15 protein-coding genes and 1 tRNA gene are annotated in these 25,225 nt (G+C 42.3%); 7 read left to right on the top strand and 9 right to left on the bottom strand.

Going from position 1 to position 25,225, the window contains the following annotated elements; all coding sequences use genetic code 11:
- Nucleotides 1-2 precede the first annotated feature (2 nt).
- Genes PQG45_RS01920 through PQG45_RS01910 form a run of 3 tightly spaced genes read right to left on the bottom strand, consistent with a single transcriptional unit; the run spans nucleotide 3 to nucleotide 3,656 of the window.
- The gene (locus PQG45_RS01920; RefSeq protein ID WP_316070200.1) at nucleotides 3-806 is read right to left on the bottom strand and encodes an inositol monophosphatase family protein; all 804 of its coding nucleotides are present in this window, start codon (nucleotides 804-806) and stop codon (nucleotides 3-5) included.
- Entirely contained in the window at nucleotides 803-2,902 is a 2,100-nt protein-coding gene (locus PQG45_RS01915; protein ID WP_316070199.1) for a carboxy terminal-processing peptidase, read from the bottom strand. The genes PQG45_RS01920 and PQG45_RS01915 overlap by 4 nt, the downstream gene beginning before the upstream one ends.
- Before the next feature lies 1 nt (nucleotide 2,903).
- Complete coding sequence (locus tag PQG45_RS01910; RefSeq protein WP_315575741.1) at nucleotides 2,904-3,656, bottom strand: FKBP-type peptidyl-prolyl cis-trans isomerase; 753 nt, start codon at nucleotides 3,654-3,656, stop codon at nucleotides 2,904-2,906.
- A 232-nt stretch (nucleotides 3,657-3,888) separates the two neighbouring features.
- Here PQG45_RS01910 and atpA point away from each other — a divergent pair, with 232 nt between their 5' ends.
- The 7 genes from atpA to PQG45_RS01875 all read left to right on the top strand — a co-directional run bounded on the left by atpA (nucleotide 3,889) and on the right by PQG45_RS01875 (nucleotide 13,252).
- Nucleotides 3,889-5,469: a F0F1 ATP synthase subunit alpha gene (gene atpA / locus PQG45_RS01905; RefSeq protein WP_315575742.1), complete on the top strand. Its 1,581-nt coding sequence runs from the start codon at nucleotides 3,889-3,891 to the stop codon at nucleotides 5,467-5,469.
- 12 nt (nucleotides 5,470-5,481) lie between these two features.
- Nucleotides 5,482-6,360: an ATP synthase F1 subunit gamma gene (gene atpG, locus PQG45_RS01900; RefSeq protein WP_315575744.1), complete on the top strand. Its 879-nt coding sequence runs from the start codon at nucleotides 5,482-5,484 to the stop codon at nucleotides 6,358-6,360.
- A gap of 4 nt (nucleotides 6,361-6,364) precedes the next feature.
- Nucleotides 6,365-7,186 carry a DUF2911 domain-containing protein gene (locus PQG45_RS01895; RefSeq protein WP_315575745.1) on the top strand — a complete coding sequence of 274 codons (822 nt, stop codon included), beginning with the start codon at nucleotides 6,365-6,367 and terminating at the stop codon, nucleotides 7,184-7,186.
- Between the two features lie 60 nt (nucleotides 7,187-7,246).
- The gene (gene hflX / locus PQG45_RS01890; protein WP_315575747.1) at nucleotides 7,247-8,524 is read left to right on the top strand and encodes a GTPase HflX; all 1,278 of its coding nucleotides are present in this window, start codon (nucleotides 7,247-7,249) and stop codon (nucleotides 8,522-8,524) included.
- 41 nt (nucleotides 8,525-8,565) lie between these two features.
- Nucleotides 8,566-8,642 (top strand) — tRNA-Arg (locus PQG45_RS01885).
- 657 nt (nucleotides 8,643-9,299) lie between these two features.
- A complete protein-coding gene (locus PQG45_RS01880; RefSeq protein WP_316070198.1) occupies nucleotides 9,300-10,517 on the top strand; it encodes a GNAT family N-acetyltransferase in 1,218 nt (405 codons plus the stop codon).
- 59 nt (nucleotides 10,518-10,576) lie between these two features.
- Nucleotides 10,577-13,252, top strand: coding sequence for a bifunctional YncE family protein/alkaline phosphatase family protein (locus PQG45_RS01875; protein WP_316070197.1), 2,676 nt, complete (start codon nucleotides 10,577-10,579; stop codon nucleotides 13,250-13,252).
- On the opposite strand, the gene PQG45_RS01870 is transcribed toward PQG45_RS01875, so the two are convergent.
- The 6 genes from PQG45_RS01870 to PQG45_RS01845 form a co-directional block, all read right to left on the bottom strand.
- Nucleotides 13,253-15,229, bottom strand: a complete 1,977-nt coding sequence (locus PQG45_RS01870) for a TonB-dependent receptor plug domain-containing protein (RefSeq protein ID WP_315575752.1) — start codon at nucleotides 15,227-15,229, stop codon at nucleotides 13,253-13,255.
- A 1-nt stretch (nucleotide 15,230) separates the two neighbouring features.
- Entirely contained in the window at nucleotides 15,231-17,660 is a 2,430-nt protein-coding gene (locus PQG45_RS01865; protein WP_316070196.1) for a bifunctional YncE family protein/alkaline phosphatase family protein, read from the bottom strand.
- 71 nt (nucleotides 17,661-17,731) lie between these two features.
- Nucleotides 17,732-18,997 (bottom strand): metallophosphoesterase, encoded by a 1,266-nt coding sequence (locus tag PQG45_RS01860; RefSeq protein WP_316070195.1) that lies wholly within the window; start codon nucleotides 18,995-18,997, stop codon nucleotides 17,732-17,734.
- A gap of 54 nt (nucleotides 18,998-19,051) precedes the next feature.
- A complete protein-coding gene (locus tag PQG45_RS01855; protein ID WP_316070194.1) occupies nucleotides 19,052-20,728 on the bottom strand; it encodes a RagB/SusD family nutrient uptake outer membrane protein in 1,677 nt (558 codons plus the stop codon).
- A gap of 19 nt (nucleotides 20,729-20,747) precedes the next feature.
- Entirely contained in the window at nucleotides 20,748-23,762 is a 3,015-nt protein-coding gene (locus PQG45_RS01850; RefSeq protein ID WP_316070193.1) for a SusC/RagA family TonB-linked outer membrane protein, read from the bottom strand.
- Between the two features lie 105 nt (nucleotides 23,763-23,867).
- Complete coding sequence (locus PQG45_RS01845; RefSeq protein ID WP_316070192.1) at nucleotides 23,868-25,220, bottom strand: 3-oxoacid CoA-transferase; 1,353 nt, start codon at nucleotides 25,218-25,220, stop codon at nucleotides 23,868-23,870.
- Nucleotides 25,221-25,225: the final 5 nt, after the last annotated feature.

Here is a 25,225-nt window from a genome sequence, read left to right as displayed (position 1 = left end):
GCTTAATCAACAAACCATTTGCCCTGTAAAGTTCCTAAAAATTCATCAAAGATGGGACCAGCCCCAATGATTTCCCCTTCAAAAATCACAGCATCTCCCCCACTAAAATTGGTCACACGACCGCCAGCTTCTTCGATGATAATCTTACCTGCCGCAACATCCCAAGGCTTCAAATTAGCCTCAAAAAAGCCTTCAAATCGACCACAGGCCATATAAGCTAAATCAATCGCTGCAGCACCCATCCGGCGTAACCCATGGGAAGTACGCATCAATTCCTTCAATAAAGACAAGTATCGATCCTGGTAGGAGAAATCATAATAGGGAAAACCGGTCGCCAATAAACTCTTACTCATGAAGGCTTGTTGGGACACCTGAATCGTCCGCTCATTCAAATAAGCTCCGTGTCCTTTCGCCGCATAAAACAATTCATCGCGGTTTGGCTCATAGATTAAACCCAAAATAGGTTGTTTCTGGTAAATCAAACCTACGGAAACGGCATAAATAGGCAATCGATGCAGGAAATTTGTTGTGCCATCCAAAGGATCAATGACCCAATAATAACCATCGCCAACTTCGCTGTAATCTGATGCAGATTCTTCAGCCACAAATCCCGCTTCCGGGAAAACAGCAGAAAGACCTGCTTTTAATCGAGTTTCGGCCGTTTGGTCCACAAAGGAAACCAAATCGTTCGTACCCTTGTATTGTATATCTGACTCGCCAATATTGTCCACCATGGATTGAATCCATACACCCGTTTCGCGCACGAGGGGTTTTGCATTTTCCAGGATGACAGCTAAGTCGATCATTTTACTTTCGCAATTTTATGAGCTCCACTTGAAATCCAATCCGACAAAATTTGTTGGGTTTCCTTCAAATAAGCATCTTTTGCATGCTTATCAGCCGCTTTTTCTTTTTTGTCCTTATCCGCTGGGCTCTCTTCTGTCGCACCTAAAGCATCCATGATGGCCTGAGACTCATCCGGCTTTTTCTTCTGCTCGTCCAATTCCTTTTTACGCTTCTCCATATTCAAGGAAATAGAATTTTGCTCCTTGATCTTTTTCCAGCGTTCAAAATCCTGCTTCAGTTTAATCAAATCAGGTTTTGTCTTCAAACGTGCTTGGAAAGCAGCTTGTAATTGTGCCAAAGTTGGCGCAACAATATTATTCGTAGGCGTATAAGCCGTTGTAGGGATCATATCCCAAGGCAATGCCGAAGGCTGAGAACTTTCTCCAAACTCCTCCGCAGAAAAGGCTGACGGCAAAGCAAAATCGGGACTAACACCTTTATGTTGCGTAGAAGAACCATTCACGCGGTAGAATTTCTCCAACGTAATTTTCAATTGGCCTACGGGATCCTTTTCATTCGCCATGTAATTATCTAGGTCGATTACCGACTGCACAGTTCCCTTACCATAGGATTGCTCTCCTACAATAATACCCCGTTTATAATCTTGAATCGCAGCGGCAAAAATTTCCGATGCCGAAGCAGAGAAACGGTTAATCATAATCGCCATGGGACCGTCATAAACTTGCATGGGGTCTCGGTCGACTTCCTGTGAAATCTTTCCGTCCGACTGCTTGCGCTGCACGACGGGACCTTTTGGAATAAACAAACCCGTTAATTCAACAGCTTCGATCAAAGATCCTCCCCCATTGTTCCGCAAATCAATCACAAGACCATCAATTCCTTCTTGTTTGAATTCGTTTAAGAACTTACGTACATCTGCGGAAGTTGATTTAAAATCAGCCTCACGTTTGCGTGCACCTTCAAAATCACGGTAGAACATAGGAATCGTAATCAAACCTAATTTGTAAGTTGAAGCACCTTGCTTGAAATTCAATATTTCTTTTTTGGCCGTTTGCTCTTCGAGTTTGATTTTTTCACGTACGATGCGAACTTCCGAAGTGGGAGAACCCGTCACACCCGAACCTGGCAAAATCTTCAATCGAACGACAGTTCCTTTCGGACCGCGGATCAATTTGACGGCATCGTCCGTAAACCAACCAATCACATCCACAAAAGCACCATCATCTCCTTGAGCCACACCTACGATGCGATCTTTCGGATTGATTTGCTTGGATCGAAAAGCGGGTCCACCGGGAACCAAATCCTGAATCGTCACATAATCGCCTTCCAAACGAAGCGTAGCTCCGATGCCCTCAAAACTTTGAGCCATATCTTTATTAAACTCTTGAGCAGCTTTGGGAATCATATAAGATGTATGCGGATCAATACTTTCCGTGTAGGCATTCATAAAAACCTGAAAAACATCTTCAGCACGCGTACGAGCCATGTATTTGGCAGAACGCTTGTAACGATCATTCAATTCACGTACAGCCGTTGTATCCGCTTTACCTCCAATTTTCCAATCAACCAATTGGCGTTTAACATCTTTACGCCAATAGTCATCTAAATCAGCACTTGATTTTGCCCAAGCCGCTTTTTCACGATCCGGCTGATAGGTCTCGTCCAAAGTAAAATCCATGGGTTGCTTGATGATTTTATCGACATAGGCAAAACGCTCCAACATGCGTTTTTGGTACAGATTATAAATCTGAAACGCTGAGGTCAAATCACCTAGGTTCAATTGCTCATCAATCGTGAAACGGTATTTCTCAACTTCTTCGATATCCGATGCGAGGAAATAGACCTTATTAGGGTCTAGATTCTTTAAATAGGCATCAAAAATCTTTGATGACAAGGAATCATTCACAGGAACTTTCCGATAATGGTAATTGGACAAAATACCAAAAACCAATCGCTCCACCTTCCGTTGGGTATCCGTCGGTTGCAAATCACCTTGTTGGTAAGTAGCCACCTCCAATTTACCTTGCGTTTTCCCGTGCAAGAAAACGACAACCAAGAGAGAAAGTGGAATTAAAATCGGAAGTATCCTTTTCATATTATTCTTTTTCGATCGCGATCAACTCAACTTCAAACACCAAAGCCGAATAAGGTTTGATGGTTTGACCACCCCCACGAATGCCATAAGCTAATTCTTGAGGAATAAATAATTTAAATTTAGAGCCAACAGGCATTAATTGTAGTGCTTCTACCCAACCTGGAATAACGCCAGAAACAGGAAAAGAAACAGGCTCACCACGTTGCACTGAAGAGTCAAACACGGTACCATCGATCAATGTTCCATGGTAATGAGTTTTTACTTTATCGGAAGCCTTAGGCTTAGGACCGTCACCCATCTTGATTACTTTGTATTGTAAGCCTGTAGCGGTTGTGATGACAGAATCCTTCGTTTTATTTTCGGCAAGGAATTTCTCCCCGGCGATGCGATTAGGCTCATGTTGTTTTGCTTGCTCAGCCATTTGCGCTTGTTGGTTTTTCATCATGAAGTTATTCATCACGCTTTGGCATTCTTGCTCATTAATCAACAAAGTACCACCTGTAGTCACAGAAGCAAAGCCCTTGGCAACCATATCAGGATTCAGGGTAACATTTTGCGACTTGAAATTTTGCGCTACGAGAACACCTACCGCATAAGAAACGGAGTCAATCGACGAATTGAATGGCTTGACAGGAACTTTCGTAACAGAAACAGTAAGCTTAGGTTTTGTTTTAGGTTTTGATTGGGCGAATGACCCGAAAGTTAAACAGGAGATGCCGGCAAACAGCGCAACACGAATGAATGATAATTGCATAGTTATGGAGTTAAATCAAATTAAAGTTTCGAAGATACACGAAAATTGTGGCTCACTCAACAAAATTAACGGCATTTAACAGCGGCATATTATCTGCGAATTCTTGAATCTAAAAAAAGTCTTATGATTAAGCTCATTTTTTGATGAAGTTATGGGAATATTGAAATTTCCTAGCTAATTTTGCACCCGAAATTATATAGTAAAAAAATTAAACTCTTCATAAAACTTTAGTATGGCATCAGTAAGACCAGATGAGGTTTCGGCAATTTTGAGAGAACAATTATCTCAAGCGAAAACTCAAGCAGAATTAGAAGAAATAGGCACTGTACTCCAAGTGGGTGATGGTGTGGCTCGTATTTACGGCCTTTCGAATGTACAAGCAGGTGAATTGATCGTTTTTGAAAACGGTTTGAAAGCCTTAGCCTTGAACTTAGAGGAGGACAACGTAGGAGCTGTACTTTTAGGTGACTCAAGCCAAATCAAAGAAGGCGATACCGTTAAGCGTACCAACTTAATTGCCTCTGTTAAGGTAGGTGATGGTATCTTAGGACGTGTTGTAAACACCTTAGGTGAGCCTATCGATGGTAATGGCCCTATCGCTGGTACTTTATACGAAATGCCTTTGGAGCGTAAAGCACCAGGAGTTATTTTCCGTCAACCGGTAACAGAACCTTTACAATCAGGTATCAAAGCGATCGATGCTATGATTCCAGTAGGTCGTGGCCAGCGTGAGTTGGTGATCGGTGACCGTCAAACAGGTAAAACAGCTGTTTGTATCGATACAATTATCAATCAAAAAGAATTTTATGACAAGGGCGAGGCAGTTTTCTGTATCTATGTAGCCATTGGTCAAAAAGCATCTACCGTTAAGCAAATCGAGCAAACGCTTCGTAAAGCTGGCGCAATGGAATATACAGTAATCGTTTCAGCATCTGCAGGTGATCCTGCTCCGATGCAATTCTACGCACCATTTACAGGTGCTGCGATTGGCGAATTCTTCCGTGATACAGGTCGTCCAGCATTAGTTGTATATGATGACTTATCAAAACAAGCGGTAGCATACCGTGAAGTTTCTTTATTGTTACGTCGTCCACCAGGACGTGAGGCGTATCCAGGTGACGTTTTCTACCTTCACTCCCGTTTATTGGAGCGTGCGGCGAAAATCAACAATTCGGATGAAATCGCGCGTAACATGAATGACTTACCAGAGTCAATCAAAGGAATCGTGAAAGGTGGCGGTAGTTTAACAGCCCTTCCAATCATTGAAACACAAGCGGGTGACGTATCTGCTTATATTCCTACCAACGTAATTTCGATTACCGATGGTCAAATCTTCTTGGAAACAAACTTGTTTAACGCAGGTATTCGTCCAGCGATCAACGTAGGTATCTCGGTATCTCGTGTAGGTGGTAACGCGCAGATCAAATCCATGAAGAAAGTAGCGGGTACGTTGAAATTAGATCAAGCACAATTCCGTGAGTTAGAAGCTTTCGCGAAGTTTGGTTCTGATTTAGATGCATCTACGAAATTAACGATTGACCGTGGTCGTCGTAACTTAGAAATGTTGAAGCAACCTCAGTTCGCACCACAACCGGTGGAGGAGCAAGTTGCGATGATTTATTTAGCAACTACAGGTAACTTGGATAATGTACCGGTAGAAAAAGTTCGTGAATTCGAACAAGATTTCATTCAAGTATTACGTGCGACAGAAAATGATACGTTAGTAGCGTTGGGTCAAGGGAAATACGATGATACCTTAACCGCTACCTTGAAGCGTGTAGGTAATGAAGTAGCAGCTAAATACAAAGCATAAAATTAGAATACTATGGCTTCCTTAAAAGAAGTAAGAAATAGAATTGTATCCGTTAACTCGACGCAACAAATCACCAAAGCCATGAAAATGGTTTCGGCAGCGAAGTTGCGTCGTGCACAGGATGCCATCCACCAAATGCGCCCCTATGCTAAGAAATTAGCAGAAATGATTGCAACGGTTTCAGCTCAAACGGAAGCCGGCGCAGAAAATCCTTTCACTGAAGTGCGTGAAATCAAGCGTGCATTAATCCTTGTCGTAACATCAGACCGTGGACTTTGCGGCGCATTTAATGCGAACGTAGGGAAAGCAACGATGGCTTTAGTACAAGAGAAATATGCCGACTTGCATGCAGCTGGCCAAGTGGAGATTTTATCATTAGGCAAAAAAGGTGCAGAATATCTTTCTCGTCGTGGTTACAACGTTAATGAAGCACATACGGATATTTTTACGCGTTTGAACTTCAATAACGTACGTGAAATTGGCGATGCCGTTTTGGCATCCTTCACAGAGAAAAAATTTGATGTTGTTGAAGTAATCTTCAACTACTCAAAAAACGTGGCGACACAGATTATTCAAACAGAGCAATTACTTCCTTTGGTAGCAGAGGAATCAAGCGAAAAGGCTAGTGCTGTTGATTACATCTTCGAGCCATCTGAAGAGAAAATTATTTCGGAATTAATTCCAAAGTCTATCAAGTTGTCTATTTTCCGCGCTTTATTAGAATCTAATTCTTCTGAGCATGGAGCACGTATGACGGCGATGGATAAAGCAACTGATAATGCTGGTGAATTAATTAAGGCATTGAAATTAGAGTATAACCGTTCACGCCAAGCAGCCATTACGAAGGAGATCCTTGAGATCGTCGGTGGAGCAGAGGCATTATCCGCTTAAGAAGATGAAAAAAGTATTGTTCATGGTTTTATGGGTTCTTTCCACAGGTGCTTTCGCCCAAGGCATTAAAATGCCTGCGCCAAGTCCTGGACAAAGTATCAAACAAGACTTTTCTTTATCTGCTGTGGAAGTCAAATATTCACGCCCTGTCATTAAAGGCCGTAAGATATTTGGTGATGTAGTTCCTTTTGGAAAGTTATGGCGCACAGGTGCTAATTCACCCACCAGCGTAACTTTTGGCGAAGATGTCAAAATCGCAGGCCAAGCTTTGAAGGCGGGTACTTACCAATTATTAACAATCCCATCTCAATTCTCTTGGGAAATCATCTTCAACAAAGGCACGAATGGCGTGTTTAATTACAATCCTGCCGAAGATGTTTTAAAGGTGAAATTGGCAACAACAACCTTGTCACAATCTGTAGAATCATTTTCTATTCATTTCGCGAATGTGATGGCCAACAAAATGGATTTGGTTATCTCATGGGAGAAGGTAGCGGTTTCGGTGCCTATCGAAACAGAGATTGATTCCAAAATCGCAACTTCTATTGAAAAAGCGATGGCAGCTGATACACGTCCTTATTTCGAATCAGCATCTTATTACTATGAGACCGGTCGTGATTTAAAGACAGCTTTGGAATGGGTAGGCAAAGCAGTTGCCGCTAATCCATCTGCGTATTGGGTCTTGCATTTACAGGCAAAAATTCAAGCGAAGTTGGGTGATAAAGCTGCTGCGAAAGCAAGTGCTGAAAAATCCATTACCTTAGCCAAAGAAGGAAAAAACGAAGATTACGTGACCTTGAATCAAAAATTGATTCAAAGTTTATAAATTGAACTTAATTCGCATCAAAAGCCTTTCTTAACAGGAAGGCTTTTTTTAGCATCAGATATGAAGGAAGAACTAGGATTTAGTACGGGAGAAGATCAAGAAACAGCTGTACTCGTAGCTGTGACGACGCAAAAACAAAATGCGGTGCAAACAGCTGAGTATTTGGCTGAATTGGCCTTTTTGGCATCTACCTCAGGTGTCGTGACCTTGGCAAGTTTTACTCAAAACTTAGCCAAACCCGATAATCGTACCTATGTAGGGAAGGGAAAATTGGATGACATTATCGCCTATGTCATTGCCAAAGATGTGGACATCATGATTTTTGATGATGATTTAAGTCCTTCGCAAGTCCGTAACATCGAATTAACCATTTCGTTGTTGGGCAAAGAAATCAAAGTACTCGACCGAAGCTTGTTGATCTTAAACATCTTTGCCCAACGGGCACAGACTGTTCAGGCTCGAACACAAGTGGAGTTAGCGCAATATCAATACATGTTACCCCGCTTAACGCGTATGTGGTCTCACCTTTCCAAGCAACGTGGTGGAGTGGGTATGCGTGGTCCAGGGGAAAAAGAATTGGAAACTGACCGACGTATTGCCAATGACCGTATTGCATTCTTGAAGGATAAGTTGACTGCGATTGATAAACAATCATTTACTCAAAGAAAGAATCGGGACCGCATGGTTCGCGTTTCGTTGGTGGGTTATACCAACGTAGGTAAATCAACCTTGATGACCAAGTTGGCCAAAGCAGATGTTTTTGCTGAAAATAAATTATTTGCGACCGTTGATTCTACGGTACGCAAGGTGGTTTGGGATGGTATTCCATTCTTATTAACTGATACAGTAGGATTCATTCGTAAACTCCCTACCCTATTAATCGAATCATTTAAGTCGACCTTGGATGAGGTGCGAGAGGCAGATGTGTTATTACACGTTGTGGATATTTCTCACCCCAACTTCGAGGAGCAAATAGAAGTTGTGCAGGGCATCTTGAATGAAATGGGCGCTGGCGATAAACCTACGATTTTAGTATTCAATAAGATTGACCTTTACAATGTCGAGGATGTGTTCTTTGAGGGAGCAGCGGTGGATGAAGATGGGAATCCAGAATTGACCAAAATGGAGCGTGTCACACGTTTCTTAAAGCAATCCCATTGGCAGACCAACACACCGAAGACCGTATTTATTTCGGCGGAACAACGTTCTAATTTAGCTGAATTACGTGAAATGGTGATGGATATCATCAAGGAAAAACACTTCCAAATATTCCCGAACTGGCTGGATACCAACCACTTGATGGGATACAATGATGGCGTGGTACCGGAGGAGAGTTAGGAGTGAAGAATTAAGAGTGAAGAGTGAAGAGATAAGGATTTTGGCGCTGTAGTTCAACGGATAGAATAGGCGTTTCCTAAACGCTAGATCCGGGTTCGATTCCCGGCGGGGCCACCCAGAGAGAAGCAGAGGAGCGCTCCTTCTAAACGCTAGAGACAGCCGGGGTCGCGCTCGACTCGATTCCCGGCGGGGCCACACGAAAATAGACGTTTGACGTTAGACGTTGGACTTTAGACGTTAGACGTTGAGCCGTTTCATAAACGCTTGATACGGCCGGGGTCGCGCTTGACTCGATTCCCGGCGGGGCCACGCGAAAATAGACGTTGGACTTTAGACGTTAGACCGTTTCATAAACGCTTGATACGGCCGGGGTCGCGCTCGACTCGATTCCCGGCGGGGCCACACGAAAATAGACGTTGGACTTTAGACGTTGGACTTTGGACGTTGGACGTTGAACTTTAGACGTTGGACGTTAGACCGTTTCATAAACGCTTGATACGGCCGGGGTCGCGCTCGACTCGATTCCCGGCGGGGCCACACGAAAATAGACGTTGGACTTTAGACGTTGGACGTTGGACGTTAGACGTTAGACCGTTTCATAAACGCTTGATACGGCCGGGGTCGCGCTCGAATCGATTCCCGGCGGGGCCACACGAAAATAGACGTTGGACGTTAGACGTTAGACGTTGAGCCGTTTCATAAACGCTTGATACGGCCTTGGTCGCATTCGAATCAATTATATTCTGTAGCGACGCGATACTTCTCGTCTATTTAGATGGAACATCAGACGCGAAGCTTCGCGTCCAAACAAAAACCACCGGGAACAAAAAACCTTTCACATCGGTTTAACTCTCGAAAACTCTATTACTTGATCTATCAATACCGCATTTTCTCATCAACCGATACCCTCCCAGAAAATTGGGATGAGGTTTCAGCTCAAAGCTTGTTCCTACAATCAGCATATTTGCGCGTATTGGAAAATTCAGCACCCTCCAATATCAGATGTGAATTCATCGGGATTTACCAGCAACAAGAATTAATCGCCACAGCGATGTTGCAACAGGTCGATTTGGCCCAACTAGATGGATTTGGAAGTAGAGACAATGGAATTCTAAGCAGCTTGCGAAACCTATTATTCAAACAATTTTCCTCAAAATTGGCCATTTTGGGCAATAATATGTTAACTGGACAGCACGCGGTTTCATTCAGTAATAAAGCAGATAAATCAGCCGTTTTAACAACGTTAAAGCACTATTTGTCGACCTTAAACCCAGCGCCACACCATAGCATTTTCAAGGATTTTGAGCATTCAGATCGCTCGATGTTTGACTTACCTACATTTAAAAAAAGTTTGGAATTCAGTTCCCAGCCGAACATGTTTTTTGATCTTCATTCTGATTGGAAAAAAGAATCTGATTACGTGCTAGCGCTCACAAAAAAATACAGAGATCAGTACAAGCGCGCTAGAAAAAAAGCAGACGGAATCGAAAAACGCCAATTAACGCTGGAGGAAATCAAACAATTAGAAACTGAAATTAACCAGCTATATCGCCATGTAGCCGAAAATGCCCCATTTAACACTTTTTTCCTTGCTAAAAACCATTTCTACGCATTGAAGCAAGAATTAGGTGACGCTTTCCGCTTTTTCGCGTATTTCGAAAACGGCCAACTCATTGGGTTTAATACGCTCATCCACCACGACGAAATCTTAGAAACCTATTTCTTAGGCTATGATGAGAAAGTACAACGTGAAAAAATGCTCTACCTGAATATGCTCTATGACATGGTAGGCTGTAGTATTCATAATGGTTTCAAACGCATCAATTTTGGTAGAACAGCCCTCGAGATTAAAAGCTCCGTAGGTGCACAACCCGAACAATTATACGGCTGGATGCAACACGAAAACAAACTGATCAACCGATATTTAGGCTTCTTTTTTAAACTTTTGGAACCCGAAGTCAAATGGATCGAACGAAATCCTTTTAAATCTTGACATTCCCATAACCTTGAACATTACCTAATTAATTACCTTTCATGAAATAATGATCATTCATGAAGAAACTGATACTCCTTTTAGCTTGCTTAGCAAGCTTATCAACTGCGAAAGCCCAACAAATTCTCGAAGTACCTGGCTTAAACGAATTTGCCAAAATTGACACGAACGGTCATTCCGTACTCCCAAGTGGACGCTATGTTACACCAGCTGGAAAAACCCTACGTATCACAGATGACCCATTTGGTTTATCCATAAGTCCAAACAAAAAATGGGCCATCACCATTCATAATGCCGCATTTACGCGCATTGACTTAAGCAACCAGTCTTCAAAAAGATTCCCTGATTTCGGCACATCTGACAAAAACTCACCCTATGGTAAGAGCTCCTTTTTAGGAATCGTGTTTGCTTCCGATAGTCAAAGCTTTTACCTCAGTGGCGGTGACGCCGGGAACGTTCACCAAGTAGACATTCAAACAGGGAATGTTTTAAGAACTATTTCACTCGATGGTAAAATCGGTGAAAAATCCTTTGGTGACAGTTTTGCCTCCGACATGGTCATCATACCAGAAAAGAATGAATTGCTCGTACTCGACCAAGCGAATTACCGCATGGTCCGCATCGACTTACTTTCGGGCAACCTAAAATCAAGTACGCCTACCGGTCGATTGCCCTTTGGAATTACGTTAAGTCCTGATCATAAATATGCCTTTGTGGCCAACGTAGGCATGTATGCTTACCCCATCGTTGAAGGTACGACACCTGAAAACATTAAAACACAATATATTCCCTATCATCCTTTTGGAAATGATACCAAGGAATCACGCGAGGGGACGATCATCGATGGGAAGAAAATTCCAGGATTAGGGAATCCACGAACGGATGAGGCCATGAGCGTTTTTCAAATAGATTTACTTACAAATCAAACCGTAAAAAAATACAAACCCGGGTTTCAACTAGGTGAAATGGTCGAGGAAATGGAAGTGGTCGGAGGTTCGAGTCCAAACTCGATCGCCGTGGGATCACAATTTGTCTATGTCAGCAATGCCACCAATGATAACATTGCTGTAATCGATTACAAAACCAAACAAATCAAAAGCCATATTCCAATTCAATTTTCTACATTATTAGATAAACGTCGAGGATATTTGCCTTTCGGTTTGACATTAAGCAAGGATGAAAAAACGTTATACGTGACGCTTCTTGGCTTAAATGCCGTGGCAGTAATAGATGTAAAAACAACCAAAACAACCGGATTCATCCCAACGGGTTGGGGACCTACCCGTGTAAAATTATCGGAAGATGAAAAGACCCTCTACGTAACATCTTGTCGGGGCTACGGTGCTGGACCAAACGGCGGCGCTAGCTACAAAGCACCTAAGCAGGGAACCTATATTGGCGATGTACAACTAGGTACCTTTCAGGCAATCCCGATGCCAAATGCGACTGAATTAGCCCAGTTTACGAACGTCGTAAAAAATAATACATTTGTTATTAAAGACGGTTCGAACAGAAACAACAAGACATTTTCAATCGCAAAACCAGGTGAATCACCTATCAAACATATCGTCTACATCACGAAGGAAAACAGAACATATGATGAATTTTTTGGCCAATTTAAAGGTGCTAATGGTGATTCAAGCATTGCGCGTTATGGACTAAATAGAACTGTATACGAAAAAAACAAAACCTTTAGGAACGTTGACGTATCACCCAACCACCATCAAATTGCCAAAGCATTCTCCATGAGTGATAATTTCTATTGCGATAGTGACGCATCCATACACGGACATCACTGGATGATGGGTGTCATCCCGAATGAATGGGTGGAAACGAACTCTAGTGTAAGTAAATCGGCCAACTACTTTTCGGAAGCTCCAGGACGTAGATTCCCAGGCTCAACGGGCAGTATGGACCCTGAAGATTATGCGGAAATTGGAGGAATATGGGAAGCTTTAGAACGTAAAAATATTCCATTTTATAATTTTGGTGAAGCGAATGAAACGGGACACGTACGCGAAGACTGGACAGATACAATAACGGGAGCTGGTCACATTGTGATGGTTCCTATGCAGAAAGCGCTATTTAAAAATACGAGTCACAATTATGCGGGTTTTAACACGAGCATTCCAGACCAATTTCGAGTTGAACAATTCGAGAACGAATTCACTGAGAAATGGTTGAGCGGCAAAGAAAAAATGCCGGCATTAATTACCATTCAATTACCCAATGATCACGGCGGCGATTTGGATTCAACAGCTGGCTTTCCATATAAGTCTTCCTTTATGGCTGACAATGATTTGGCATTAGGACGCATGCTGCAATTCCTGTCCCACACGCCTTATTGGAAAAATATGTTGGTCATCGTAACTGAAGACGATCCACAAGGAGGTATTGACCACATTGATGCGCACCGCAGCATTTTGATGATGGCTGGACCCTATGTAAAACGCGATTATGTTTCCCACCGTCATGCAAATTTTGGTTCGATTTTACGTGTAATTTATACGCTATTAGGCGTTCCTGCCGTAAACCATTACGATCAAACCGCGAGTATCTTAGATGACTTCTTCACGGATAAACCTGACTACAAACCCTACCAATTTAGCTTCCCTGATAAACGGATATTCGATGCGGATAAAACCCTGATTAGATATAATAAAACAATCGATTGGCGTAAAATCAAGAAAACGGTAGAAATGGATGACGAAGCTGATCAGCGAAAAAATCACTAATTACCACTCATAACCCAATTGCATGTGTAGACTACGGCCCATACCGTCAATTCCAGAACCATGCATCCGATAAGGGACATTTCCTAAATTAACTCCCTGCATTCCCAGCTGAATGTGGGGTGTTATTTTATAATTTGCCTGGAGTTGAAGAATTCCCCAGCCCGGAGTGCCTATCGGATTCATTCGATTATCTTCTTTGTCTCCTGCACTCAAACGAACTTGCCGATCAGCAAAAATCAAAAGTAGTGCGACGTTTCCCTTGTTTCGTTGGTAGTTCAGTGAAACATTTCCGTTGAACGGTGGAATGCGGCGCATGGGTTCCTTTTGAGTTTGATTTTGACCCCAAACATAGGAAATCGAATTCCCTATACGAAAACGTTCACTGACTGCTATGGTTTGCGACCACTCGAAACCATATAAGTAGGCATGATCTACATTTTCTTTTCGATATACAGGATATCCTTGTATGACCTCAGCGGTTTTAATGCGCGTAATTAAATTCGTCAAAGAGGTTTGAAAAGCGGACCATTCCGCTCGAAAACGGTGACTTTTGATACGAAATCCAAGGTTTTTCGTCAAGGAGTATTCCGGCTTCAACTGGTAAGCTGGCTGCTCATAGCGGAAATCAACAATCCCCAAACTCCCTAAATCATCTAAATTAGGCGCGCGAAATCCGGATGAAAGCGATCCAAAAAAAGTCAACTGAGGGTTTATGGCATATGAAAGACCTCCGTCATAAACAAACGCTCCCAGTGAAATCGTGGAATTTCCGACAGTCGTGTCGGGTAAAAACGACGAAGTTTGTTGGTAACGCAATCCGGCGTGCACTTGCCAGGAGCGGTATTCGAATTCATGTAAGCTAAAGACAGAGAACGTATTGTATCGCGAATTATCTGGATATAATGCGCGCAAGGCGATTGTTTTCGAATTAACATCTTGTCGGCTACTACTTACCTTATCCGAGTAATATTCGATACCCGTCGTGCTGTGCAGGCCTGGAATGAACTCACTTTTGATTTGGCCTATAAATCCAGCAGTCAGAATTTGATCCTCTTCATTGCGCAACGTAGCACTCCCCTTTTTCTGCAAGGCTCTCTGTTCCTTACTCGCTTGGATAGAGGCCGTTAATTCTGCCGACTGCAACCAAGATTTCGTTCCTTGATAAGATAAGCGCGAATAAGCCCTTCGATAAGACTGTAAAGTCATTTCGTTTAAGGCAAATTTTTCTAATTGAATTTTATGGTAAACCGGTACGTGGTCCTGCACATTTTGTTGGATTAGGTTTTCTAAGGTCCATTGATCACCTAATTTTTGGCGGTATTGTAGCTGTAGGTTTTGCTCTTCATATCCCGTAGGTCGTTGAAATGCGCCATTACCACCTCGCGTTATATCCCCAAATGTTTTCTTACCCGCTAATATGGAAAAAGAACTACGCGCTGATTGAAAATTCAAACGAGCTAAACCACTCAGCTCCATACCTTGACTAATTCCTTTGCCCAAAATTTGGCCTGACCAAGATTTCGTCCCAAACGAAGGCTTTTTAGAAATCAAATGCACCGCCCCAGTCAACGCATCCGATCCATACTGAACTGAACCAGAACCACGAACCACTTCGATTTGATCTAGCGAAAAAGGATCTATCGTATTTAAATATTGATTTGGACCATAGCGAAAAGTGGAATTATTGAAGCGAATGCCATCCCAAACCAACAAAGTTTGATTTCCTGTCAGACCGCGAACAAAGGCAGATCCTCCACCCTGATTTGTACGCTGTAAAAATACGCCAGGAACGCTTGAGAGTACTTCAGGTGTATTCATCACCGAGTTGCTTTGTACTTTGGCAGCATAAACCGGAATCGCCAAACGCTGGTTAGCTATGGGTTGTCGGCTGGCACTAACTACCACATTAACTAAAGTGTCCGAAAGACCACTGATGGCCATTCGGACACTTAACAAACCTACTAAAACTAAATTCATATTAATCCTTATCTGCTTCTGAAGCGGCTAAAATAGCTGCTCTTCTAGGAGCGGGCATGACAGAATCTTCCCCTTTTACCGCCTTCCAAATCACCTCACTAAACTCCAAATCTGGAATCGAATCCTCTTTCTTGAAATCGAATTTGGCACTTTTTTGAGCACTCGGTGTATCCAATACATTTACCTCAAATAAATTTGTCCGAGGCTTTTCATGAACAAAAGGGGTCACATTAAGTGTTAAACTAAAGCTACGAAACATGGGAGTCGCAGCGGCATCATACTGACTCATCGGAGCTAAGCCTAAGATTAATTCCATTGTACGTAACATAGATGAAGTGGAATATGGCGTGTGATCCACAAATCCGCGTTTAACAAATCCACCAGCTAGATAGGCTGTAGTCCGATGCGCATCTACGTGATCAGGTCCGTTTTGCGCATCATCTTCCACAATAAATACAGCCGTTTCTTTCCAAATAGGTGACTTGGACAAGTGTTCAATAAATAAACCTATCGCATAATCATTATCCGCTACATATGCGAAAGGTGTCTTTTTACCTAAGCGCTGACCCTCTGTATGGTCATTGGGAAAGTGCAATGAATTAAAACGAGGCACTTGGTTCAGCGCAAGTAATCGATCGAAATCTCTTTTCCAAGCGTGAAAACGGGTCGTATCCATCACATTTTGATCAAACGAAGCAAAATCAGGACAAAAATGATCCGCAATGGACGGAATATTGGGTTTGAAATTATCCGCAAACTCACCATAGGTTCGATAAGAAACACCTGCACGTTTACAATAATCCCAAATAAATCCATTCTTCGGATTCGCAATGGCTCGATTACCTTCGCCGTCATATTTACCGCCACGTCCACCATAGGAAGTTGGCCATGTTTTCTCTAGATAATCCGTCGCATGCGCCGAAGTCGACCAGTTATGACCATCCGCACTTACTTCACCATCCACATAAAAATTATCCAACAAGACAAATTCCTTTACCAATTTATGTTGGTTCGGGGTATATTTTTCCCCAAACAACAACAAGGTCGTATCTCCATTGCCTCCAGCCACGTCAGCCAAAACCTGGTCATAGGTACGATTCTCTTTTAAAATATAGAATACATAGTTAATCGGCGAAGCATCGCCCACCTTCATGGGAATCGGATTGCCTTTTTCACCTAACGCGCTTAATTCTATTTCCTTGGTATAAGGCGTATTTTGATAGACAGCCTCGGAAAGAACCGCTAATTCTTGGGTTGTTGGTTCTTTGAAAATGGACATCGTCCCCTTCATCAATCCCCCAATGTAACCTGTACGCACCTTTTTATTATTGTCTGACTTTTGGTAGGTGACCGTTTGCTTTTTCTCAATCGGATTTGGACCATCTGGATTCGCGAAGGATGAAAAGCCTTTACCATTCGCTACATATAATTTACCCTTGACAACCTGCAAAGAAGTAGGATACCAACCAACAGGAATGAAACCAAGTGACTTGGATTGTCCAGGCTTTTCAACTTCAAAAACCGCTAAACAGTTATTATCGGCATTAGCAATATACAAGCGTTCTTCATTAGCAGAAAGTGCCAAACCATTGGTCGAGCTACCCGCAAGTGCATTGGGAACTAAAGCCGCATTTAATACCTCAATTTCTTTTCCAATACGGGTATCCACCACGGAAACAGAATTATCATTCGCATTCGCAACATATAAAAATTGACCATTTTTAGTCAGTAACATTTCATTAGGATGATCCCCTACTGGAATAGCCGACATGAATTTATGGGTAGAAATTTGAAAAGGGAGGATTTGGCGACCACCCCAAACCGAGATGTACAAAATGTCTTTTTTCTTGCTGAACAAACATGTGAACGCTTCTGCTGGCAATGTATGTTGGGCAAGAATTGTTTTTGTTTTGGCTTCAATCACATACAAGGAATTATTCTCTTTCGTAACTACATAAAGAATTCCTGTCGCATCATCGTATTCAATACCCGCAGGAGAAATCACGGCCTTCTTTTCCGTGGTTAAAGCAATTTTATCCTTTTCAACCAACTTACCCGCTTCGATTTCAAAAACCAAAATAACATTGTCATTTCCACCTGAGACAAAAACCGTTTTGTTGTTGGCCGCGACTTTTAATCCATACCAAGATTTAGGTAATTCTTTCGAATCTAATACATGATTGGAAGCGACATCGATCAATTGTAAACTTTGAACGCTTTGACCATTATTAGTCACCAACAAATACTTTTGGTTAGGCGAAACAGCCACATGTAAAGGCAAATCACCGAGCGCCAATGATTCACCGTGAGGTGATAATTTCCAACCATTTGGAAGCGTTACGCGTTTGGATGCTAATTGCGTTTTTAAATCCGATTGAGCATTTAATTGAAGTGCAAACAAAACGGCACATAGGATTACGAGATGGCGCATAGTTTTTTTGTTTAAATTAGTTCAAAGTACTGAGCAAAAAAGGGTTCATGTCACGATTTAACAATTTGATATTATTTCTTTTCGATGACAAATTCATCGCCTAGGACACCATCCGATTGAATCCATTTTAAATTGAACCTATGCTTACTTACATCCATTATAACGGACCCACCAATTGTGTTATTCGTATACACAGATGACTTCATCGGATATCCGGGACGCTGACCTCCCACTTTTCCACCAGAACCACTCACCACGTAAATCACGCCTTGGCCGTTCGGTCCCACAACATACTGATTGGGCGCTATAGATTGAGCTACTACGTGTTTAGACGCATCAAAGGTTTCATTCACGCCAGCATGCCCTCGCATGGGGAAACTACGTTCGTAAACGTGGCTATGGCCCGCAATAACCAGGTCAACTTTATATTCCTCGAAAATAGATGTCATGTTTTCACGCATGGACTTCATATCCAATTCTATATCAGAATCATGCGAACCTTTGGAATAAGGTGGCTTATGAAAATACACAACGACCCACGGTAATTTATTGGCTGCTAAATCTTTCTTTAACCAGTCCACTTGTTCCCCCTTTCCATCTTTTAGCATCATTCCAGAAGATTCACGCATTTCAGTGTCCAAAGCAACTAGATGAACCGGGCCATAATTCACAGAATAAAAGGATTCCGAAAGCGAGCTAACACCACCAGCTTGGCCTTCAGAAGGCATATTGAAAATCTTAAAATAGGGAGGAAAACTTGGATCGTGTTTCCCACCATAATCGTGATTTCCGGGGGATGGATAGATGGGAAGATTTTGCAGAAAGGATTGTTGGTATACATCAAACACATTCTTCTGATACTCCTCATCCTTTCCATTGTTATAGGCATTATCCCCTAACCAGATCCAGGCATCTGGGCGATTTCCTTGGGTATACGCTTCAATGGATTTCATCACGGCTTTTTGGCTTGCGGAACCATCTCCAAAATCTCCCAAGGCCCAAATACGTACCTTTTGCGCTGAACCAAAGGCAGGAGCCGTCACCACATACCGATCTGCAACAAAAGATTTCGAATCAATCTGATAAGTATAGCGCGTACTCGGTTTTAACTGATTCAACGCCAAGACGTGATCCGTCACCCGGTTTGTATCTAATTTTTCTAGGACCTTCCCTTTGGCCTGATAAAACACTCGACTCGCTGTGGGAACATTCGTCCGCCAATGTACCAAAACAGAGGTTGGCGTAACAGATTGCAAATAAGGGCCACGAATAACTTGGGCATTTTGGCCAAGGCAAATACTTGCTTGCAGCAAACAAAAAAAGACGATTTTTTTCATAGATGGTCAAAAAAAAGGCGCCAAAAAAGATTGGCGCCTTCAAGATACACAATTTTAGTAACCAGCGTTTTGCTTCAAATAACCTGTTAAGTTAGATGCGCCATCAATCGCCGTTTGTGGGATTGGGAAAACACGCATATTCTTATTCGTGTTCGTTTTCTCGGTCCAACTGTCCTCATATTTACCAAAACGAATTAAATCCGTCCGGCGCTGTAATTCCCAGTAGAATTCAAAGCCACGCTCACGTAACAATAAATCTAAATTGATGGTAGACAATGCCGTCGCTGGTGAATTAGCCGTACGAGATAAACGTACTTTATTCACATCCGCTAGTGCCCCAGATACATCGTTCGACTTGCGTAATTTAGCTTCAGCACGCATGAGGTACACGTCCGCTAAACGAACAATCACTAAATCTGCCTCTCCGAAGTTACGACCTGATGATGATTTGTCAGAGAACTCATATTTCTCAACGCGGAAACCTGTACTGTAATCACTACCTGCCGTTGTATAATCAACTTGCTCCGTGTGATTCACCATCGGATTTCCTTTACCACGTGTATTAACAATCTTACCTACCTGTAATGACTTACCATCCGCACATTTAACGAATGCTCCACTCTTGTAAATCAAACCGTATTGTTGGCCACGTAATATTCCGCGGTCAATTTTATAAGTTGCCGGATCCACACATTGGTTATCCTCTTTTTTTACATTTTGCTTATAGAAGCGTGGGTCAGCCTCAGCTGGATCTACTGAACCATAGGCAGAAACCCATGATTGATAAAACGTAGGCGTGATGGCTGGACCGTCTGTACCATTTGCCGCTGGATAAGCTGGCAATGGACGCTGATCATTGGCCAACGAGAAATAAGACATTCGGTTGTGACCATTCAATTCGGCACGTTGATCGATCGCAAACACCAATTCCTTATTTGTATGATTGGCATTCGAGAAGATATCCCAATAATCTGCTGATAAGGCATATTGTCCCGAATTGATAATCTTATCTGTATATTCGATAACCTTATCCATATCTTCTGCTTTATGCGAATGTGCTCCATAAGGATCGCGCCAAGCGGCCGCATTTAGATGCAAGCGTGCCAATAAACCCCAAACTCCGCCTTTAGTTAGACGACCTGGGCCTACCGATGTTGATAGAACAGGCTCAACTGCCAACAATTCACTTTTGATATAAGCAATCGCCGCCTCACCACGCAAAATTGTTGTGACTTCACTCAAATCCTCTTTGGAAAATGCCAAACCATATAAATCCAACATGATCATGTTGTAGTAAGCACGCATACCACGCGCCTCAGCAAGGTATAATTTAGAATTCGGATCGCTATTCAATTTCAATGAATTAATTGCCGTCACAGAACGTGAAATACCTGCCAAAACTGCATTCCACACATTACGGACGTTAGGATCCGTACTTGTTGTCTCATGCTTATGCAATGACAAGTAAATTCCATTATCACCCCAGTCTGTACCGCCCCGGTAGGGCAAAATCGCCTCATCGGTAGAGATCTCTTGTAAGGCAAACAAAGTAGTATGTTGGAATATTGTAGGCAACACGGCATATACCGGCGCAATCATCCCATCAGCAGCTTGCTTATCTGTTAAACCGGCAGCATTGTACTCATCCAAAACTTTTTCATTTAAATCGGAGCAACCTACTAAGGCTGTCATCCCCACCATTATCATGGCTATATTTCTTAACTTTTTCATTTCTATGTAGGTATTCAAATTAGAATGTAAGATTTAAACCAACAATCACAGATTTAGCTTTCGGGTAGCTTAGGTAATCAATACCATAAGACAAGACGCCATTGATTGAGTTATCCTTATTAACTTCTGGATCATATCCATCGTATTTCGTTTTAACCCAAAGGTTCTGACCCGTTAGCGACAAACGAGCGCTTGAGATAAACTTGCTAATGCCCATTTTGGCCGTTGGCAACTGATATCCCAAAGTCAAGTTGTTTAAACGAAGGAACGCGGCATCTTTCAAATAACGTGTTGAAATAGGCGCCGCATTATTGATTGATTCTTTTGAATCTGCAAAAGCAGCAGGCGTAACGTTTGTGTTCTTCGCAATCTTCAATTTGTAAAAGGAAGCATTCGCAGTATTGTCATAGATTTTGTTTCCAGATACCCCATTGAATTGCAATGAAAGATCAAATCCTTTGTAGGATGCATTTCCAAAGAAGTTGTACTGCGTCGTAGGCAAAGCTGTACCCGCTGCAATACGATCTTTATCTGTTACAATTCCATCACCGTCCTGATCTTTATAAACACTCATTCCATTCGCATCAAAACCAGTAAATTCTTTCAAGAAAAATGTTCCTATCGGTTGGCCATTGATATAGCCATTAATTGTTGCTGAAGTCAAGCCCGAGCCAGAAGCTGAACCTGAAGGAATCACCGAGTAAGGAGATCCTTTTACTTCGTTATTGATCAAGGTTAAGTTACCACCCACGTTGAATTTAATGCCTGATTTAGTTTCGAATTTATAATCCAAATCCATTTCAACCCCACGATTCACGATTTCCATGTTGGCCACATTCGTCCAAACGGAACTAGCAGGCTGAACAGGATCCGCAGGAATAACTTCTAACAACATATTTGTAGACACCTTATTAAACGCATCGATCGAACCCGACAAAGCACCATTTAAGAAGGCAAAATCCAAACCAAGGTTCATTTGCGTCGAAACCTCCCACTGGATATCTGGATTCGCTAAACGAGAATACGTGATACCTGCCGGATAGCTACCTGTTGACTCCAATGGATATGAAGTTGTAGAACCCACGGTTGCGGTAAATAAAGGTTGCGTAATTTTGGGTGGGATTTCTTGGTTACCCGTTTGTCCCCAGCCGCCACGTAATTTCAAGTTGCTGATCGAGGTGTTTTTCAAGAAAGGCTCTTCTGAAATTCTCCAACCCAAAGAGAAGGATGGGAAAATACCATAACGATTGTTTGAACCAAATTTAGATGAACCATCCCCACGAACCGTCGCTGTAGCTAAGTATTTATCTTGGTATTGGTAGTTCAAACGTGTGTAGAACGACTGCAATTCATTGATAAAGGCAGAACCAGCCGGCTTATTCGTTGCCAATGTTAATTCCTGACCAATACCTGGATTGTAGATTGGCTCCGTAGGCACGATAGGGAATTTATTGATACTAAACGTACGCCATTGGTATTGAATTTTTTGATAGGAATGACCCACTAAAGCCGCAAAACTATGATCTCCTAGATCAAGGTTATAGGTCAAATAGTTTTCAATCAAATTGTTCAAATTGCTTGTGTTATAGGTATCTAAACGACCATCGATCTTAGGAACGTTACTTGCCAACGTCTGCACATCACGTACCGAAGTAGAGTTGTCATAACCAAAGTTCATACGATATACCAAACCTTTTGTCAATTTCACTGAAGGTGAAATATTGGCGATAAAGCGGTTTGTCGTATTGATATCTTTAAACAATTGCAACGTGGTCAATGGGTTAGATTGACTGACAAAAGTTGCGGGTGTTTTTCCATCCTGAGCATACGTTGGAAGCGTTGGGTTATTCGAAAGTGCTGTACCCAATAAACTTTCAATCGCAGGACGCTCATTAACCGTATTTGAGAAGCTTAAATTAGCATCTAAGTTTAAACGATCATCCCAGAATTTTTGATTCACATTCATACGGCCCGTTAAACGATCCAATTGATTGTTTTTCAAAATACCTTGTTGCATTTGTGCACCGAAAGCAGCATAATAAGTCAATTTATTAGCACCACCACCTAAGCTTAGGTTGTAATTCTTAGTCATCGCTTGGCGTGTAATTTCTTTTTGCCAATCCGTGTTTGCACCAAAATCTTCTAAAATACCGCTATTTGCTACTACTTGCTTACGGAATTCTGTCGCAGATAAAACAGGTAAAGCGCGAGTGATTGAACTTACACCAACTGACGTAGAAAATTCAATTTTAGATGTTCCAGCTTTTCCTTTTTTGGTTGTAACCAAAATGACACCATTCGCACCACGTGAACCGTAGATAGCTGTGGCAGAGGCATCTTTCAACACGTCGATTGTTTCGATGTCTTGAGGATTGATAAAGTTCAACGGATTTCCACCGCCCGTCGATGAGTTATCCAACGCTAAACCATCAATAACAAATAAAGGTGTAGATCCTGAACGAATACCTCCGGGTCCACGAATCGTAATTCCTTGAGTTCCACCAGGCTCACCCGTTGCGGAAGTCACATTGACACCGGCTACTTTACCTTGCAATAACTGCTCAGGAGAGTTGATGATTCCTTTATTAAACGCTGCACTAGCAACAGACTTCACAGAACCCGTAACGTCCGTTTTCTTTTGCGTACCATAACCTACGACAACCACTTGTTCTAAGTCGGCCGCATTCGGTGCTAAGGATACATTGATTATCGATTGATTTCCCACAGCCACGGATTTAGTGGCATAACCAACGTATTTAAATTCAAGAACTGCTGTTGAGGAATTCACTGAAATCGAATACTGACCTGAAGCATCCGCTGTTGTTCCTTGATTGGTACCCTTAACTGAAATAGATCCGCCCACAAGAGCCTCTTTGGTCGTGGCATCAATTAGTTTCCCGGAAACCTTTAAACTTTGTGCATATACGGTAACCGTTTGCAAACAAAGTAAGGCAATTACGCCAGCCAACAAAAATGACATTTTACGTCCTTTTTGTAAGAGCTCTAACGTATAAACGCGTACGAGTAGTCTCATAAATAGTTTAATTAAGTTTGTAAGCCATAAAAATATACAAGGCTTTTACAAACTCGATTAGACGATTATTATGCGAATGTTAAAAAATTAAATCATCAAAAAATACTATTTGACTAATCGACCACGCGTTGCGGCTTGAATTTGCTCAAATGTCGCACCCGGTTGGATTTCAATGAGCTTAAATCCTCCTCCTGGCAAAATATCATACACGCCTAATTCCGTAATAACACGGGTCACACAACGGACGCCCGTCAAGGGCAAAGAACAAGAACTGACCAGTTTAGATTTACCATCCGAAGTAGTTTGCAACATCGCAACAATCACCTTATCCGCTGAAGCGACCAAATCCATCGCGCCGCCCATGCCTTTGACCATTTTTCCGGGTACTTTCCAGTTGGCCAAATCCCCCTGTTCCGAAACTTCCATTCCACCCAAAATCGTCACATCAATATGGTTCCCACGAATCATGGCAAAGCTTTGTTCGGATCCGAAAACAGATCCACCCGACTCAACGGTAATGGTTTGTTTGCTCGCATTGATGTAATCTGCATCCTCCTGCCCTTCCAATGGAAATGGACCTATGCCCAACAAACCATTTTCCGATTGCAAAATCACTTTCATTCCCTTTGGGATGTGATTCGCAACGCGGGTTGGAATACCAATTCCCAAATTCACATAATCGCCATCCTTAATTTCTTGGGCAAGACGCTTTCCAATGATTTCTTTCTTGAGATCCTCCGGACTTAGCTCCTTGATTTCCTCCGCATCCAATTGATGCGTCAAGTGCTCGATCGGCTTTTCGTAGTCCTTTCCTTGAAAAATGCGCTGCACATAAATGCCTGGCGTATGAATTTGATTCGGATCCAAAGAACCCGCAGGAACCAATTCTTCTACTTCGGCAATGGTGATTTTACCCGCCATGGCCACGACAGGATTGAAATTTTGAGAAGTTCCTTTATAGATTAAATTACCCTCTGTGTCCCCTTTCCATGCCTTGACAAAAGCATAATCGGCTGTAATGGCCTTTTCCAATAAATATTTTTTACCCTCAAATTCACAGGTTTCTTTCCCTGCAGCGACCTCCGTCCCGACTCCTGCTGGCGTATAAAAAGCTGGAATGCCTGCGCCTCCGCAACGAATGCGCTCAGCCAAGGTGCCTTGGGGGACTAATTCCACGGCCAGATGCCCATGGATGATTAAATCTTCGAACAAATGATTTTCCCCGATATAGGAGCAAATCATTTTCGAAATTTGTTTTCGACTGAGCAATCGGCCAATACCAAAATTGGCTAAACCAGCTTCATTGGAAATACATGTGATTTCAGAAGTTCCTCGGTCAACCAGCGCAGTGATTAAGTTTTCAGGCACACCCGTTAAACCAAAACCACCCATGAGGATACTCACACCTGCATGTATGTCATGGATAGCTTCTCCGGCGTTATTGAAAACTTTATTCATTGTCG

The sequence above is a fragment of the Aquirufa regiilacus genome (genome assembly GCF_032470275.1).
GTDB lineage: Bacteria > Bacteroidota > Bacteroidia > Cytophagales > Spirosomataceae > Aquirufa > Aquirufa regiilacus.
Note: the sequence above shows the minus strand (reverse complement) of the source record. Positions and strands in the feature narration are given on the sequence as shown.

What these genes read in the sequence shown, in the direction of transcription:
- PQG45_RS01910 (WP_315575741.1), bottom strand. Translation starts at nt 3,656, where the DNA reads ATGCAATTATCATTCATTCGTGTTGCGCTGTTTGCCGGCATCTCCTGT.
- PQG45_RS01880 (WP_316070198.1), top strand. Translation starts at nt 9,300, where the DNA reads ATGGAACATCAGACGCGAAGCTTCGCGTCCAAACAAAAACCACCGGGA.
- PQG45_RS01915 (WP_316070199.1), bottom strand. Translation starts at nt 2,902, where the DNA reads ATGAAAAGGATACTTCCGATTTTAATTCCACTTTCTCTCTTGGTTGTC.
- PQG45_RS01845 (WP_316070192.1), bottom strand. Translation starts at nt 25,220, where the DNA reads ATGAATAAAGTTTTCAATAACGCCGGAGAAGCTATCCATGACATACAT.
- PQG45_RS01870 (WP_315575752.1), bottom strand. Translation starts at nt 15,229, where the DNA reads ATGAATTTAGTTTTAGTAGGTTTGTTAAGTGTCCGAATGGCCATCAGT.
- PQG45_RS01895 (WP_315575745.1), top strand. Translation starts at nt 6,365, where the DNA reads ATGAAAAAAGTATTGTTCATGGTTTTATGGGTTCTTTCCACAGGTGCT.
- PQG45_RS01850 (WP_316070193.1), bottom strand. Translation starts at nt 23,762, where the DNA reads ATGAGACTACTCGTACGCGTTTATACGTTAGAGCTCTTACAAAAAGGA.
- atpG (WP_315575744.1), top strand. Translation starts at nt 5,482, where the DNA reads ATGGCTTCCTTAAAAGAAGTAAGAAATAGAATTGTATCCGTTAACTCG.
- atpA (WP_315575742.1), top strand. Translation starts at nt 3,889, where the DNA reads ATGGCATCAGTAAGACCAGATGAGGTTTCGGCAATTTTGAGAGAACAA.
- PQG45_RS01855 (WP_316070194.1), bottom strand. Translation starts at nt 20,728, where the DNA reads ATGAAAAAGTTAAGAAATATAGCCATGATAATGGTGGGGATGACAGCC.
- PQG45_RS01865 (WP_316070196.1), bottom strand. Translation starts at nt 17,660, where the DNA reads ATGCGCCATCTCGTAATCCTATGTGCCGTTTTGTTTGCACTTCAATTA.
- PQG45_RS01920 (WP_316070200.1), bottom strand. Translation starts at nt 806, where the DNA reads ATGATCGACTTAGCTGTCATCCTGGAAAATGCAAAACCCCTCGTGCGC.
- PQG45_RS01875 (WP_316070197.1), top strand. Translation starts at nt 10,577, where the DNA reads ATGAAGAAACTGATACTCCTTTTAGCTTGCTTAGCAAGCTTATCAACT.
- PQG45_RS01860 (WP_316070195.1), bottom strand. Translation starts at nt 18,997, where the DNA reads ATGAAAAAAATCGTCTTTTTTTGTTTGCTGCAAGCAAGTATTTGCCTT.
- hflX (WP_315575747.1), top strand. Translation starts at nt 7,247, where the DNA reads ATGAAGGAAGAACTAGGATTTAGTACGGGAGAAGATCAAGAAACAGCT.